The 14,547-nt window shown below is 55.5% G+C and carries 21 protein-coding genes and 1 pseudogene; 18 read left to right on the forward strand and 4 right to left on the reverse strand.

Features of this window, described 5'->3' with window-relative positions; translation table 11 throughout:
• Positions 1-85: 85 nt before the first annotated feature.
• Complete coding sequence (locus RMS03_RS03785) at positions 86-880, reverse strand: PD-(D/E)XK nuclease family protein (RefSeq protein WP_310625773.1); 795 nt, start codon at positions 878-880, stop codon at positions 86-88.
• Positions 881-1,000: 120 nt separating this feature from the next.
• Complete coding sequence (locus RMS03_RS03790) at positions 1,001-1,402, reverse strand: hypothetical protein (RefSeq protein WP_310625774.1); 402 nt, start codon at positions 1,400-1,402, stop codon at positions 1,001-1,003.
• Positions 1,403-1,939: 537 nt separating this feature from the next.
• Here RMS03_RS03790 and RMS03_RS03795 point away from each other — a divergent pair.
• The 4 genes from RMS03_RS03795 (at position 1,940) to RMS03_RS03810 (ending at position 2,808) form a co-directional block, all read left to right on the forward strand.
• Entirely contained in the window at positions 1,940-2,194 is a 255-nt protein-coding gene (locus RMS03_RS03795) for a DUF4258 domain-containing protein (RefSeq protein ID WP_310625775.1), read from the forward strand.
• On the forward strand, positions 2,191-2,391 hold the full coding sequence (locus RMS03_RS03800; protein WP_310625776.1) for a DUF2283 domain-containing protein: 201 nt from the start codon (positions 2,191-2,193) through the stop codon (positions 2,389-2,391). Before RMS03_RS03795 ends, RMS03_RS03800 begins: the two co-directional genes overlap by 4 nt.
• Positions 2,384-2,602 (forward strand): helix-turn-helix domain-containing protein, encoded by a 219-nt coding sequence (locus tag RMS03_RS03805; RefSeq protein WP_310625777.1) that lies wholly within the window; start codon positions 2,384-2,386, stop codon positions 2,600-2,602. The genes RMS03_RS03800 and RMS03_RS03805 overlap by 8 nt, the downstream gene beginning before the upstream one ends.
• A 65-nt stretch (positions 2,603-2,667) precedes the next feature.
• The gene (locus RMS03_RS03810; RefSeq protein ID WP_310625778.1) at positions 2,668-2,808 is read left to right on the forward strand and encodes a hypothetical protein; all 141 of its coding nucleotides are present in this window, start codon (positions 2,668-2,670) and stop codon (positions 2,806-2,808) included.
• Between the two features lie 342 nt (positions 2,809-3,150).
• On the opposite strand, the gene RMS03_RS03815 is transcribed toward RMS03_RS03810, so the two are convergent.
• The gene (locus RMS03_RS03815; protein ID WP_310625779.1) at positions 3,151-3,438 is read right to left on the reverse strand and encodes a hypothetical protein; all 288 of its coding nucleotides are present in this window, start codon (positions 3,436-3,438) and stop codon (positions 3,151-3,153) included.
• A 240-nt stretch (positions 3,439-3,678) separates the two neighbouring features.
• Between RMS03_RS03815 and RMS03_RS03820 the strand changes: the two genes are divergently transcribed.
• The 5 genes from RMS03_RS03820 (at position 3,679) to RMS03_RS03840 (ending at position 6,798) form a co-directional block, all read left to right on the forward strand.
• Positions 3,679-3,930: a YdaS family helix-turn-helix protein gene (locus tag RMS03_RS03820; RefSeq protein ID WP_310625780.1), complete on the forward strand. Its 252-nt coding sequence runs from the start codon at positions 3,679-3,681 to the stop codon at positions 3,928-3,930.
• A gap of 514 nt (positions 3,931-4,444) precedes the next feature.
• The gene (locus RMS03_RS03825) at positions 4,445-4,753 is read left to right on the forward strand and encodes a CII family transcriptional regulator (RefSeq protein WP_310625781.1); all 309 of its coding nucleotides are present in this window, start codon (positions 4,445-4,447) and stop codon (positions 4,751-4,753) included.
• Positions 4,750-5,184, forward strand: a complete 435-nt coding sequence (locus RMS03_RS03830; protein WP_310625782.1) for a hypothetical protein — start codon at positions 4,750-4,752, stop codon at positions 5,182-5,184. The genes RMS03_RS03825 and RMS03_RS03830 overlap by 4 nt, the downstream gene beginning before the upstream one ends.
• A gap of 4 nt (positions 5,185-5,188) precedes the next feature.
• Positions 5,189-5,974: a DUF1376 domain-containing protein gene (locus tag RMS03_RS03835; RefSeq protein WP_310625783.1), complete on the forward strand. Its 786-nt coding sequence runs from the start codon at positions 5,189-5,191 to the stop codon at positions 5,972-5,974.
• A 257-nt stretch (positions 5,975-6,231) separates the two neighbouring features.
• Complete coding sequence (locus tag RMS03_RS03840; protein WP_310625784.1) at positions 6,232-6,798, forward strand: ATP-binding protein; 567 nt, start codon at positions 6,232-6,234, stop codon at positions 6,796-6,798.
• A 10-nt stretch (positions 6,799-6,808) separates the two neighbouring features.
• Here RMS03_RS03840 and RMS03_RS03845 read toward each other — a convergent pair whose 3' ends face one another.
• Complete coding sequence (locus tag RMS03_RS03845) at positions 6,809-7,099, reverse strand: hypothetical protein (protein ID WP_310625785.1); 291 nt, start codon at positions 7,097-7,099, stop codon at positions 6,809-6,811.
• Between the two features lie 88 nt (positions 7,100-7,187).
• On the opposite strand from RMS03_RS03845, the gene RMS03_RS03850 reads away from it, so the two are divergent.
• The 9 genes and pseudogenes from RMS03_RS03850 (at position 7,188) to RMS03_RS03885 (ending at position 14,547) form a co-directional block, all read left to right on the forward strand.
• Positions 7,188-7,442: a hypothetical protein gene (locus tag RMS03_RS03850; protein ID WP_310625786.1), complete on the forward strand. Its 255-nt coding sequence runs from the start codon at positions 7,188-7,190 to the stop codon at positions 7,440-7,442.
• Between the two features lie 23 nt (positions 7,443-7,465).
• On the forward strand, positions 7,466-7,819 hold the full coding sequence (locus tag RMS03_RS03855; protein WP_310625787.1) for a DUF1064 domain-containing protein: 354 nt from the start codon (positions 7,466-7,468) through the stop codon (positions 7,817-7,819).
• The gene (locus tag RMS03_RS03860; RefSeq protein ID WP_310625788.1) at positions 7,819-8,295 is read left to right on the forward strand and encodes a hypothetical protein; all 477 of its coding nucleotides are present in this window, start codon (positions 7,819-7,821) and stop codon (positions 8,293-8,295) included. The genes RMS03_RS03855 and RMS03_RS03860 overlap by 1 nt, the downstream gene beginning before the upstream one ends.
• Before the next feature lie 162 nt (positions 8,296-8,457).
• The gene (locus RMS03_RS03865; protein WP_310625789.1) at positions 8,458-8,886 is read left to right on the forward strand and encodes a hypothetical protein; all 429 of its coding nucleotides are present in this window, start codon (positions 8,458-8,460) and stop codon (positions 8,884-8,886) included.
• A complete protein-coding gene (gene terL / locus RMS03_RS03870; RefSeq protein ID WP_310625790.1) occupies positions 8,852-10,318 on the forward strand; it encodes a phage terminase large subunit in 1,467 nt (488 codons plus the stop codon). The genes RMS03_RS03865 and terL overlap by 35 nt, the downstream gene beginning before the upstream one ends.
• Positions 10,318-11,952, forward strand: coding sequence for a DUF1073 domain-containing protein (locus RMS03_RS03875; protein ID WP_310625791.1), 1,635 nt, complete (start codon positions 10,318-10,320; stop codon positions 11,950-11,952). Before terL ends, RMS03_RS03875 begins: the two co-directional genes overlap by 1 nt.
• Positions 11,879-12,649, forward strand: a complete 771-nt coding sequence (locus RMS03_RS03880; protein ID WP_310625792.1) for a phage minor head protein — start codon at positions 11,879-11,881, stop codon at positions 12,647-12,649. The genes RMS03_RS03875 and RMS03_RS03880 overlap by 74 nt, the downstream gene beginning before the upstream one ends.
• A gap of 29 nt (positions 12,650-12,678) precedes the next feature.
• Positions 12,679-13,128, forward strand: a pseudogene (locus RMS03_RS11630) (hypothetical protein); the annotation flags it as partial.
• Between the two features lie 138 nt (positions 13,129-13,266).
• On the forward strand, positions 13,267-14,547 hold the full coding sequence (locus tag RMS03_RS03885) for a DUF2213 domain-containing protein (protein WP_310625793.1): 1,281 nt from the start codon (positions 13,267-13,269) through the stop codon (positions 14,545-14,547).

Raw genomic sequence — 14,547 nt, forward strand, 5'->3', positions numbered from 1 at the left:
CGTGGGCTTCATGCCTGCACGTTTGGCAGGCTCTGCGCTTGGTGTTCCTGCTTGGTACTCGGCAAGGTATTGGCTGTAGTCGTGCTTAGGCATGAGCTTTGCACTCCTTAAAAATTGGGCAGTACCGCTCATGACAAAGCATTGACTTTGGATTCGGATAAAACGATCCTGAATGAATTAACCTTGATGCGTGTTCCAAGATGCCAGGCGACTCGCCGTCGCCCAGGAGCACAGAACGAGCGTCCGAGATTTCGCCAGTGCCCACGCGCTGCGACGCTGGTGTTTTGGCGGTATTCATGCCGATGATTTGCGCCGCGCCCGTGATTGGCACGCCGCTGGCTTGTTCGGCGAGCAGCTCGTACACTCCCATTTGGTAGGCGTGGCCTGCGGTTTTGACGTTGCCGTCTGACCCAACGGCGGCTTTGCCCGTCTTGAGGTCACAGATAGCCAAGCCGTCGGCGGTTTCACGCACGCGGTCTGTTGTGCCCGTGAGCGCAATGCCGAGGTCGGTGATTTCCAAGCGCTCGCACTTGATTTCAACGCCGCGATAGGTTTGCTTCGGGGCGATGATTTGGCAGTACTTGACGTGCAAGGAAAGGGCAATCTTCTCGGCATCCTGCGGCGTGTCGTCTTCCCAAACCACGTCCTCGTCGGGGCGGTGGATGGTGTCAACGGCTGCGGCTGCGGCCTCGTCGATTGAAATGCCTGTGCCGTCAATGCCCGACTGGTCGAACACAGCGGTGCTGGCGTGTACGGCTTTGCCAAGCATGGCTTTACCGTTTGACGGAGTGCGTTTCCCGTCTATGTGGGTGGCTGCCCATGCCGCAGGGCAGTCAAAGAGCCTGCCGAGGCTTGAGGCGCGAATGGTGACAATGTTCACTTGGGCTTCTTTTCAGGGTGGTGGTTTAGTAGGTGCGGCGCATGGTTCGCCATGCTTGGGCGATGGAGCGTCTTGGTGTGTGGCCGAAGCGGCGATAGAGGGCGTAGAGGCGGAAGAAGGTCATGCCGCCATCCGAAGTGCTGATGCGTAGCTCGCGCCACGGCTGAGGGCGTCAATCACTGCATCTGATCCGCTGGCAAAAATGCCATTCCAAGAGCCGACGTTCGTTCTCACGCGAAAAGTGCGGGGCTTGTTGTGCTCCACGCACGCATCGAGCAGCCACTTCTCCTCGGCGCGGCTCAGGAGCAGGTGTGTGATTTCTTCCCACTCGGTGTCTGTTGCTGACTTGGCGAACAGGTGAGGCCAGTAGCCTTCGCGCACCATGTCTCCGTCGTCACGCGGCTCGTAGTCAAACGCGATACACAGGTCACGGTCGCCCACTACTTCGTCGAGCGAAATAGGCTGGTTGCCACTCGCGTCAAAGTGGTGTTCGTAGTCTTCGGGTTGCAGGTCATTTGCCATCACGCGCTCCATTGGGTAAAACGTGCAGCACTTTGATCTGACCTCATCCCCTCAGACATAGCGGGGCGGTCTATCTGGTCGGTTGAAAAAACGCTCATCCTCGGTGGATGGGGTCAGATCAAAGCACTGCTCCTTGAGAGTGATTCGGTGGGCGCTACATCCGCGCTTTGCCACCCTTTGCCCCGCCACACGCCATTCGTAAATGTGCGTAACAGTCGCTTGGACTCACGCTTCGCGCGGCATAGCGCCCACCGAATCACTCTCTACGCTGCAAACCTTGTGCGTCGCATAGAGAGAGCCAGTCGCGCTGGGTTGCATCTATGCTGGGTAGGCCATGCCCTTGGCCGCTTACTCTGACTTTGAGCAATCCCTCCGTCAGAACCGTGTCGCTGTTTTGTTGCGATGGATGTAATGTAGCAAAGATAAACAATTAAGTCAATAGCAAAAGATAAATTATTTGCAAGAATGCGGGTAAACCTCTAGGTCTAGGCGTAAAAAACCGCCTTTCTACTACGCTTAAAGCGTATAATTGATTTCATGCAAGTCACTTACACCCAACACGCACTGACCCGTATGGCCGAGCGTGGCATTAGCAAACAAGAGGTCGAATGCGCATTGGCTCAACCCATCCGTACCGTTGCGGCACAAAATGGGCGCACAGAATCGCAAGGCTGGATTGAGCGCTTAGGCAAACGGCAGTTGCTTCGGGTGTTGACTGAGAGCGGTGTGGTGGTGTTGGTGGTCACCGTGATGGCGACTAGCAAGTTTGAAAAATACGGAGTTCAACCATGAAAATCGAATATGACCAACAGGCCGATGCTATGTACATCCGTCTACGCATGGGCACCGTGGCTGAGAGTGACGAGGTACGCCCAGGCGTGGTGCTTGACTTTGATGCGTTAGGCCGCGTGCTAGGCATTGAAATGCTTGACGTGAGCCAACGCACCGACAACCCGCGCGAGCTGGCCATGGAGCTGGTCGGTGCCTGATGCACTACTCACCACCCGCGTGGGGGCGGCTGAACTGAGAGCATCGAGGGCCATGACAGGCATGTCGCAGGCTGAGTTTGCCAACGCTTGCCGCGTATCTGTGCGTACGCTGCAAGAGTGGGAGCAGGGGCGCAAAGTGCCAAGCGGTGCAGCACAAAGCCTGCTGAAGCTGGTCAGCCGTCACCCCGAGTTGTTGGCCGAGTTGGCGTAAAAACCGCACTTGGCAGGTTTGTCCTAGTCTCGCTGCATTGTTAAAAACGATAAAGGAGAGTGGAAATGAACATGACTGACGTGATAGCTCCGTGGGCGGCCGTCAATGCGGCCTTGGGTTTGGCTGCCCCAGTGCGTGACGAAGCCCACCACGCCGAGTTGCTGGCTTTTGTGGCCGACTGTTTCGAGCAGTTTGGGGCAGATTAAGAGCACCCTATTTTTTCTTTGGTTGGGGTGGTGGCGCGTCGGTTTGGGTTGAAGGCTGACAAAAGTCCATTCGGTAGTGCCGTCAATCGGAGCTTGCATAAAGGCACAGGCTGGCTGCGGTATGGCAAGCGCAGACATGGCGGTGTAGCCGAACCATTCGTTGAACAAGCCGCGCGGCGCAGATGTAGGAAAGTGCTTGACGTAGCCCCTACAAAGCTCACCCGTTGGCGACATCAATTGCGCTAGGTGGGTGAAGGCACGAGCGCCACCATGTTGCTGCTGGATTTTTCTAACGTAACAAGTTGAAGGCCAGATTTGCGGCGCTTTGAGAGGCATCTATTTTTAAAAAGTGGGGGTGGATTGATCGACTTTGCCAGTCGGCGGCTTGCCCGCGAAGGCTGCTGTCTCGGTGGCTGGGTGGGCGGGCGTGTTTCCAGCGCTGCCTAGCACCTCTAGGATGTCTTGTTTGGTGGTTTGGCGCAGCCCCACGACGAAGATGGATAGTAGGCTTGCAGCTTCTTTGCGCTGCTCATGGCCCAGCTTCTCGCAGGCAGTCTCGATCACGTCTAGCGCCCCGGACACCGTAGGTGCAGCCCCCGCACTGCTGACGTTGCCAGATTCGGGGCGCATGGGGCCAAACCTTATCGCAATGTCTCGTTCAATCTTTGCCCCTATTGGTCTTTTTGCAGCGAGCCACTGATTGACCTGTGATGGAGACTTTCCAAGCATGAGCGCAAAGCGGGCTTGGCTGCCCTCTGCGTGCTTGTCTATCAGTTTTTTGAGCTGCTCAATTTTCATGATCTTCACTTTAGCAAAAGTTTATTTATCTTTGATATTGACTTTTATGTTTACTAATGCTACATTCTTGGCATGGAAATTAAAGACTACCTTGATAAGACATCAACTGCGGGACACCAACTAGCCGCGCTTATTGGGATTGCCCCTTCATACCTCAGCCAGATGATCGCTGGTCACAGGCCGTGGAAGCCTGCGCACTGCACCGCCATCGAACGCATCACTGGCGGCAAGGTGACCCGCCAAGGCCTCCGCCCCAACGATTACTGGCTGATCTGGCCAGACCTCCAACAACCCGCCGAGGCGAAGGATGTGGCGAATGCTTAGACCATTGATTCCCCTTGAAAAAGAGCTTGCGCGCTGTTTGGTTTTGACTGAATCGAAGACGACTTTAGAGCTGGCGACGCGCATCGCCCATGAGTTACCAACTGGTGCAGATGCAGCTATGGGGGCGCAGTCCGCGCTGAAGTTGGTGTACGGACTTTTAAGAGCGTTGCAAGTCACCCCCGAATGTGAAGGGTTCTGTGATCGATGTTTTCCGGGATGTCCCCAAGGATCACCGTCACATGCCACGCCAAAAGCTCCTGATGGTTGTCTGGGTTGCGTCGGATTGTGTAGTGAACCGATAACACTAAAAAATCCCGAACCTCTCCCCCTAAATGCTCCACCAGTTGATGCCGAACGACTTCGCCAACTCTTGGTATTGGCATTCCTTCCTGAATTGCTAGGGGAACGTCCGTCAATTTGTACCCAGCGGGTACGGATGCATACGTGTTTTTCGAGCGTGAGTTTTTGCGCTTGCAAAACGAAATGATGGCTGAAGAAGCTGTGGAGTGAAGTCATGACTGAATCTTCTCACTCAATATCTGAGAGGTCACGCAAGAACGAACGCGCGGTCTTGCATGCGCTTGCAGAGGCTGGCCAATCTGAAATCGCAAAGCGAATGGATGTGAGCGAATCCACAGTTAGCCGCATGAAGGATGGGCAAATTGCCGCTGTGTCTTCGCTTCTCGCCGCATGCGGCCTGAAGGTTGTACCAGAGCAATTTAAGTGCATTGACCCAGCAAAGGCGCAGGCAATGGTCACGCTATACGAAGCGGCCATGGCACGTATTGAAAACCCTGTTTCCTTACTTTGGGGGGATGAATGATGCGGATCGCCCAAAGTGAAACCTCCCTCGATGCCTACCACTCACTACCCGTGGCGGGTTACCTCCAACCCAAAGAACAGCAAGTCATGGCGGCATTCAAAGGCCGCGCCGACACTTTCACGCGCCAGCAGTTGGTTGATGTGGTCGGTATGCCGCTCCATTGCGTGTGTGGGCGCATCAATTCACTACTGAGCAAACGGGCGCTGCGCGACAGGCTGGATTACGCGGTCGAGCGCGGAGCGACGAAAAGCAGCCTCTACCCAACACCGACGACAAACATTACCGAGGGAACACATGGTGGGCAACTGAACCCGACGTGGGTCGAGTGGCTCATGGGGTGGCCGCTCGGGTGGAGCGAATTAAAGCCCTTGGAAATGGACAAGTTTCGCTCGTGGCGGCAACAGCATGGAGACTTCTCAAAGGACGGCTAGACACATGATTAAAACAGACACTTGGATGCCACTTTATGTGTCCGATTATTTAGCGGACACAGCCCACCTCAGTACCGAGGAACACGGCGCATATTTCCTGCTGCTCATGCACGCATGGGTCAACGGCGGCGCATTGCCTGATGACGATGACCGATTACGACGCATCACACGCATGGAAGCGAAGGCGTGGAAAGCCTCGCGCTCAGAGCTGCGGGCGTTCTTCTACCAGCATGAGGGTGTACTGCGCCATCACCGCGTGGATACAGAATTGCAGCGGGCGCAGGTACTGGTGAGCCAACGGTCAGAGGCTGGTAAAGCATCGGCAGCGAAGCGAAAGGCAGAACGGGAAGCCCAACGAAACGGCAACGAGAATTCAACGAGCGTTGCAACAACCGTTGAACGGGAAGCCCAACGAAACGGCAAACCTCCACCTTCACATATACCTACTAACACAACTACTGAAGTAGTTGCGTTAACTCAGTCTGGTGAAGATGCCCCGCAAAACGCAACCCGCGTCGGCTTGCTGTGCAAGCGGTTGCGTTCGATTGGCATTGACGCAGCGCCTCATTTGCAGGCGTGGACTGAGCTTTTACCGAGATATTCCGACGAGCAAATCATCGCTTGTGCCGAAGCCACGCGAGACGCGAAGCCAGGAAAGCGCATACACCTCAACTACCTTTTGCCGAAGCTCGCGGACGCTTCGATACCGAAAGCAAGCGCTCGAAATTCTCGACAACCGAAGGCTGAAAACTTCGACTCCATCGACTACGGAAACGGGGGTAAGTTATGAACCCCATAGCCGACACGCTCAAAGGCGGTGGAATTCACTCCGAAGCCAAGACGCGCACAGACACTTGCGACACGCACGGCGAGTACGAAGCCAAATGCTTCATCGGTCAAATCTGGTCAAAGTGTCCAGCGTGCAATGCAGAAAATCAAGCGCAAGAAAAAGCCGATGCCGAAGTAAAAAGCCGTGAAGCCAAATTGCAGGCGTGGCATCGAAAAATTGGCGACGCTGGCATTCCAGAACGCTTCCAAAACCGCAGCTTGAAATCGTTTGTCGCTGAAAGCGACTCTCAAAAACGGGCATTGGCCTTTGCAAAAACTTACGCAGACGAGTTCGATAAGGTTTTGAAAACTGGGCGCTCGGCTGTTTTTGTTGGGAAGCCAGGGACGGGAAAAACCCATCTGTCAGCAGGCATTGGTCTTCGCATCATGCACCGCGACAACCGCACGGTGTTGTTTTCGTCTGTGCTTCGGGCAGTCCGTCGCGTCAAAGAATCGTGGCGCAGGGATAGCGCAGAAACGGAAAGTCAAGCTATAGCCGCACTGGTGTTCCCTGACCTTTTGATTCTTGACGAAGTTGGGCAGCAATTTGGCAGTGATACCGAGAAGCTGATTTTGTTTGACGTGCTCAATGAGCGTTACGAAAAACGCAAGCCAACACTGCTGCTTGCCAATGTGCCGTTGGACGACTACCTAAAAAATCCAAGCGACAAAGAAAAAAGCCCTGGACTTAAGTCGTTTTTGGGTGAGCGAATCATTGACCGCTTGCGCGAGGATGGCGGCGAAATAGTCCCCTTCGATTGGGAAAGCATGAGGGGGAAGCTCTGATGCGATTTCCTCAATCCGCTTTGAAGTATCCAGCCGCCGTGAAGTCTGGCTCTGCCATGAGTGCAAGCCATTCATCGCATTGTTTTGGTTTTTCACGAAACAAATCCACAAGGCTAGGTGACCATCGCGTGCCGCCAAGACGCTCCTGCACAGCATCGGCAAATAGCTTTAACGCGTTCCAAAGAGCCTCCCCTCCCAACTCGTGCCGTACATCGTCTGCCAAATCTGGCTTGGCAAGCGTTCGGCAAATTGCTTGCACAACGAACTCGGATTTTTCTTCGCGCCAGTCTGCTGTCGGCATGGTTGTTCTCCTTGAATCAAAGGCTCAATTTTACCTGCCGACCTTGAAATTTGGAATCAATACGAATGACAACAAAGGAGTGTGAGCAATGCAAAAAAGCACAAACGAACAAGTGGCGTGGTGGTTATCAGATGCAGTGCGTCCAGTGCTGCGCCCGACTGGTTGCGTCAGCCAGACCGTCACGCCCGCATCAGGAGGCAATGCTGGCGGCAATAGCCAGATTCCCGAACGCACCCACACGCGAGGCGGTTTTGGACTGTCTGCAACGGAACTTTACGGGACACCACTCAACGCCGCCGAGCTTGCTTTGAGCTATCCGCACGAGTTTGGCGAGATGGCTTGATTTGATTATTTTGGACATAAAAGATGGCAACAAACCCTAAAAAATTCTTCGCTCTGGGACGCTTGAAGACAGGTGAGCGCAACAAAACCGAATCAGCCTACGAGGATTTTCTCAAAGTGCTGCAAGCGACTGGTGACGTGCTTTGGTTTCGCTTTGAGGGCGTGAAGCTGCGCCTTGCTGACAACACGTTCTACACCCCTGACTTTGCTGTGATGCGTCGTAACGGGCAGATTGAGTTACACGAGGTAAAGGGCTTCTGGCAGGACGACGCAAGGGTAAAAATCAAAGTTGCCGCCGACTCCTACCCGTTTAAGTTCATTGCCGTGCGACCCAAGCCGAAAAAGGATGGCGGCGGTTGGCAGGTTGAGGAGTTCTGATGGTGGCGCTTGATTCGTGGATGTACGGCGACCCTGAGAAGGTGGCGATTCACAAGCAGGAACAACAACTTAAAAAGAAAGATTCATTCATGCGCTACACGCCAAAGCAACTACCTCGTGACCTCGAAGATGCTGATCGGTTGCTGACAAAGTTTGGACTGTGGGCGCAAGACCGGTACAAGAAGCGGACGTGCGCCAGTGCCGAAGGCAAGTACAAGATTCCTGACCCGCCTGACTTCATCCCTCCAAGCGCCTTGATGGCCGACTTCCGGGCGATGGACGTGCACCGAACCTTGCTGCTGGTGCCGCTCGCCTATCGTTGCGTGGTGCAAGCCCATTACATCCCCAAGCGTGAGCCAGAACACGCGCAGCGCAGCGCAATGCGGGTACCGCGCAAGACATGGGATGACACGCTCGTCGCGGGCGTGCGGATGTTTTGGAACAACTGGCGATTGAAAAGTCACGCCATCGATTGAAAATCTGTGTTACACTTTCACCATCACACGACGTATACGTCCAGAGTAGTTTTGAACTTTTCAAAATTAGGGTTGCCTTGCGGCAGCCTTAACTCGCTCTAAAAATATCAACCCGCCCAAGGCAACTTCGGCGGGTTTTTTCATTCCTGAAGGATTTGCACCATGCCCGGAGCCAAAGGGCGCTCCGGCGGTGCGCGCAAAGGCGCTGGACGCGCAACATTCAAACCAACAAGCGAGCAACGCGCACTCGTTGAAAAGCTTTCAGCGTTCGGCATTCGACTTGATGAAATGCCCGTGTTTGTCATGGGCGCGACGGGCAAGCCAATCAGCGAGCCAACGCTCAAAAAGTACTTCAAGAAGGAAATCGAGCATGGCAGGCTGAAAGCCAATTTCAAGGTGGCGAATGCGCTCTACAAAAACGCGGTCGAGGAAGGAAATACGACCGCGCAAATTTTCTGGTTAAAAACCCAAGGCGGCTGGAGAGAGCCACAGCGCGTTGAACTGACGGGCAAAGACGGTGCGCCGCTAATCCCCACCAAACTAGACGACATGACTGATGAGCAACTCGCAGCGATTGCAGCAGGCGGCTAGGCTTCTGCTGGCGCGTAGGGCATCGCGTAAAGACCCCATTGCTTTTGCCGAGTTCGTCGATGTGCCTGGCAGGCCTGTAGGCCATGACGAAGATTGCGAGGATTTCCGCAAAGCTGAATCGAAGCTTGCCACGCATCACAAGCTGATCTTGGATGCGATGGAGCGCACCAGCCGCACGCCGCATGGACGCTTGATGATCTTTGCGCCGCCTGGCAGCGCAAAGTCGAGCTATGCGAGCGTGGTGTTTCCCGCTCACTACCTCGGGCGCGAGGCAAACCGCCGCGTAATTCTCGCGAGCTACGGTGACACACTGAGCCGTAAGATGGGGAGGCGTACTCGGGCCATCATCAAGCAAAAGCGATACGGGCAGGTGTTCAACACCGGCCTGTCTGCTGAATCTTCGGCGGCTCACGAGTTTGGGCTGACCAACGGCAGCGAGTACATGGCGGGCGGCATTCTGTCCGGCATCACCGGCAACCGCGCCCATGGCATCGTGATCGATGACCCCGTGAAAGGGCGCGAGGATGCAAACAGCGAGGCGGTCAGTCAAAAGACTTGGGACGCCTACAACGATGATTTAAAAACCCGCTTAGTGCCTGGCGGCTGGATCGTGTTGATCCAAACGCGGTGGAGCCAAAAGGACTTGGCTGGCCGCATCTTGCCCGACGAATGGAAGGGCGAGAGCGGGCCTATCAAATGCAAGGACGGGCAGACATGGGAAGTCCTGTGCCTGCAAGCCAAGTGCGAAACAGACAGTGATCCGCTGGGCCGCAAGCGCGGCGAGTATCTTTGGAAAGAATGGTTCGACGCCAAACACTGGGCGCAGTTTGAAAACCTGCCCATGACGTGGGCGAGCCTGTATCAGCAGATACCAAGCCCAGCCGAAGGCAGCTTGTTCGAGGTGGGCAACATCTTGACGGTGGACGCGATACCCGCTGGCTCGATCAAGCTGGCGCGTGGCTGGGACTTTGCATCAAGCAAGGACAAGGGCGACTACACGGTAGGCGTGAAGCTGGGCCGGTTGGCCGACGGCCGCTTTGTGATTGGCGATGTGGTGCGCGGGCAGTGGGAGACGGACAAGCGCGATAGGTATTTGGTCAACACCGCCGCAAGCGACGGGAGGCCAGTGCTGCAAAGCATCCCTCAAGACCCCGGCTCCGCTGGCAAGTCGTTGATCTTGTATTTGACAAGGCGGCTTGCAGGGCACCGCGTTACATCCAGCCCCGAAACGGGCAAAAAAAAGACACGCGCCGAACCAGTGGCTGCACAGGTCAGCGCCGGCAATGTGTTGATGCTGCGTGGGCCTTGGAATACGGCACTGCTTGACGAGATGCGGTTATTCCCAAACGGCAGAAACGACGATCAAGTGGACGCACTTTCCCGGGCCTTCGCCGAGCTACTGCAAACGAAAAACACTTTTTTGGGGTTCTGATGTTCGACTTTTTCAATCGCTTCAAGCGTCCCGAGACGAGGGCTGATGCAACGCCCAAGAAGGGGCGCGCGGGGCTTTTGACGGCAGTAGACGGGAACGTGCACCCTGACAAGCCCGAGGCTGTGATTCGGATTGCGTTTGACCGCGCCTTCCAGCGTCCGGCACTGTTTGCCGAGCCGCGTACCACGGCAGCGATGGACGGCAAAGATGCGCCCGCCAACGCCACCGACGCAAGCGACACGGGCATCATGGAAAACAAGGTGCAGCAGTCGCTCACCGGAAACCCTCAGCAAATGGCGTGGTTTTCTCAAGCGTCATTCATCGGTTACCAAGCGTGCGCGCTGCTGGCGCAGCACTGGCTGATCGAGAAAGCGTGCTCACAGCCAGCGGTTGACGCGGCGCGCAACGGCTACGACATCACCATCAACGACGGAGAGAGTGGCCTAGACGATGTGGAGCGCCTTCGCGCCAATTCGCAAAAGTTGAAGGTCGCTGAATCGCTGGTCGAGTTCGGCACCAAGGCCCGCGTGTTCGGCGTGCGTATTGCCATGTGCGACTTTGGTCTTCGCGGCGCAGACCTAGAAGCCCCGTTCAATATCGACGGGGTGACGGCCGGCAGCTACAAAGGCATCAAGCAGTTCGACCCGTACTGGATCACGCCTGAGCTAACGCAAGACTCCATCGACCCGCTGTCGCTGGACTTCTATGAGCCGACTTACTGGCGCGTGGGCTCGCAGCGCATCCATAAATCGCACCTCGTTGTCGTGCGTAACGGTCATGTGCCCGATATTTTGAAACCGACGTACTTTTACGGCGGCATCCCCATCCCGCAGCTCATTCGGGACCGCGTGTACTCATCAGAGCAAATGGCAAACGAAGCGCCCAAGCTGGCAATGTCCAAGCGGTTGAACGTGCTCAAGTGCGACATGGAATCCGCCATGCTCAACCAAGCGGCGCTGGTCGAAAAACTCGAATTGTTCGGGCAAATCAGAGACAACCACGGAATCAAATTGGTGGGGCACGATGACGAGGTGTCGCAGATCGACACCTCACTTGCTGATCTTGATGAAGTGGTGATGACGCAATACCAGCTCGTCGCCGCCGCCGCTCGTGTACCAGCCACGAAACTGCTGGGCACCACGCCCAAGGGCTTCAACAGTTCCGGCGACTACGAGCAAAGCAGCTACCACGAAGAGTTGGAGAGCATCCAAGAGACGTTTTTCACGCCGCTACTCAATCGCCACTTTGAAGTTCTTTGCCGCTCTGAGCGCATCAGCGCCGATGTAAAGATCGAGTGGAAGCCATGCGACAGCCCGTCGGCCAAAGACCTCGCTGAGTTGCTCAAAAACCGTGCCGATATGGACGCGGCCTACGTAAACATGGGCGCACTGCTACCCGAGCAGGTGCACAACCGCTTGGTGAACGACCCCACCAGCGGCTACTCGGCGCTAGAAGGCGAACCCTATGAAGAAGTTAACCCTAACCCAAGCGAAGGCGCGGTGGGGAGCCAAGGCTCGCCCGAAGGTGGTGGAGGGGCTGCCCCTGCACCGTCCAGTGCAAGTGGAGCAACGCTACGCGGAAAGCCTGCAACGGCTGACCCTGCAACTCCAACAGGAAACGCGCAGGGCGGTTGAGCGCCTCTACAACGGCGACACAGCACAAGAGTTTTTTGCCGAAGACGCATCCATCGCGGCAGCGGTAAAAAAGGTCTTCAGCAAGCTGGCGGCTCGGTTCGACGAGTTGTTTTCGCTGAACGCCCCCAAGATGGCCGAAACCATGCTGAACGGCGTGGACAAGCAGTCCACCACCGCGTTGCATTCAAGCCTCTCGAAACTCACGGGCGGCATGAGCCTGAAAACCTCAGTGGTGTCGGGCGACATGAAACAGGTGATCGCAGCCAGCGTGTCCAACAACGTTGATCTCATCAAGACCATCGCCAGCGAATATCTCGACGGCGTGAAGCAGGCGGTGAATCGCTCCATCGTCACAGGCAATGGATTGGCTGATCTTGTGCCTTTCCTCGACGCCTACGACAACAAAACACGCAACTATGCCAAAAATCTCGCGCTCGACCAGACGCGCAAGGCCTACACAGGCCTAAACAAAGGCCGCATGAAAAAGCTAGGCGTGAAGCAATTCACCTGGCTGCATTCGGCTGGTGGTCAGCACCCGCGTAAAGAGCACCAAGCCTTGAGCGGCCAAGTGTTTGACCTAGACGACCCGCCCGTCATCGGTGTGATGTACGGCGAGGAGGTGCGCGGGCTGCCGGGGCATCTGCCCAACTGCAAATGCACCATGAAACCCGTCATTAAATTTGGAGATGAAGAGTGAATCAGATAGGACAGACCATTACTGCTTCAATGGATGGCGGGTTCAATGAGTCTGACCATCCGCGAGGCGAGGGAGGTAAGTTTGGCCCTGGTGGTGGTTCGGTACCAAGCTCGAAATCCAAGATCACAGTTATCAGCGAAACATTGGGCACCACAGGAGCAACAACTGAACTTCGCAAAGCCGCAATGCAACACGCCGAAACGCATCTGATAGGCAAATCATTTAAGAACGCCAGAACTGGCGCTGATATTGAGGTCACTAGGCAAGGCATCAAGCACTCCCTAGCGGGGGCGAATGAAGCAGAAATCAGGCTCCTTCCACACCTTCCAGAAATATTAAAGAACGCCGAATATGTGGAGCAGATAAGAGACCGTAAAAACAGGCCAGATATTAAGGCTGCTCATTTGTACAGAGCAAAAGTTGAATTATCTGGGAAGACGGAAACCGTTGGAGTTGTGGTGCGAGAAACGCACGACGGCCACAAGCACTATGACCACTTCCTAACAAAAAGTGACCCTGCTCGTACATCTGGGGCCGCATCCGATGGGAAGTTGGGCGCTCCAGCCTCAGCAGGGTCGGAATGGATTTTACAAGCCTTCTTAAGGAAATACAACGCCATGGATACCGCCCGTCAACCAGACACCAACGGATGGGTGGAAATCAAAGGCAACCCAATCACAAAAACTGGGGTTTTTGAATATCTCGGCTCGTCCATGATGCCCGAGCTAGAGCCTAACAAGATTTACAAGGTGTATCGACCGCCAGAAGCGCTCAAGAACGAAGCCACGATCAACAGCTTCAAGTTGCTGCCGTGGATTGATGACCACACGATGTTGAGTGAGGCCAAGGGCAACACCTCCACAGACGAAGTGGGCATCAAAGGTGTGACAGGGGAAGAGTGCTACTTCGATGCCCCTTACTTACGAATCAACCTCAAGATTTTTTCTGAGGAACTTGCTTTGCTCATTCGGAGCGGCAAGAAAGAGTTATCGGCGGGCTACACCTGCCGGTATGAGATGGCCGCTGGCGTTACGCCTGACGGCCAGCAGTACGACGCTATCCAAACCAACATCCGAGGTAACCACCTCGCCCTCGTAGAAGAAGGGCGAGCTGGCTCCGATGTGTCGGTTTTGGACGGTAAATGTTTTTTCACCATTGACGCAAAGGATAAAACCATGCCACCTGATATGACCCAAGTCCACGCGCTGCTCACGCAGTTGATGGCACTCTTCTCGCCCGCTGCCAAAGCAGATGGAGACGACGCACCACCAGCAACGCCGCAAGGTGATGCAGACCCCAAAAACCCAGCGGCAACGCCTGAAAACCCAGCCAATAAGCCGGGCGACGGTATTGATGCTGACCCATCAGCCAGCGGCGACCCTGAACGCGCCGAAGCCAAAGACGGCGACGATGAGGACGAAGACGAAGCAATGGACACCGCCATTGCCACCCTCAAATCCCAGCGCGACCGCGCTCCCAAAGCGCAACGAACTGCGATGGATGCGGCAATCGCCGTGTTTGAGACCAAGCGAACCAACAAGCGCAACGCCATGGACGCACGTGTCCGAAACTTGGAGTCGCAAATTGCAAAGCTGGCAAAGCCTGCCGCGCACACTGCCATGGACGCCGCCGTCGTGGAAAAGGCCATCAACGCAAAGGCCTCCTTGGTGCGCCAGCTTGCCCCTGTTGTGGGCGCGTTCGATGCCGCCGACATGAGCTTGTCTCAAGTTGCTGAATACGGCTGCACAAAGCTGGGCCTCAAGCCTGCAAAAGGTCAGGAGTTGACCGCGATGGATGCGTACTTCGCAGGCCGTCAAAACAAGCCCGTAGTCGTCGTCCAAGCGCAAGACGCTGGTGACACAGCGGCCCTAGAAAACTTCCTCACAGGAGGCAAATAA

Source organism: Limnohabitans sp. (genome assembly GCF_031538885.1).
Lineage (GTDB): Bacteria > Pseudomonadota > Gammaproteobacteria > Burkholderiales > Burkholderiaceae_C > Limnohabitans.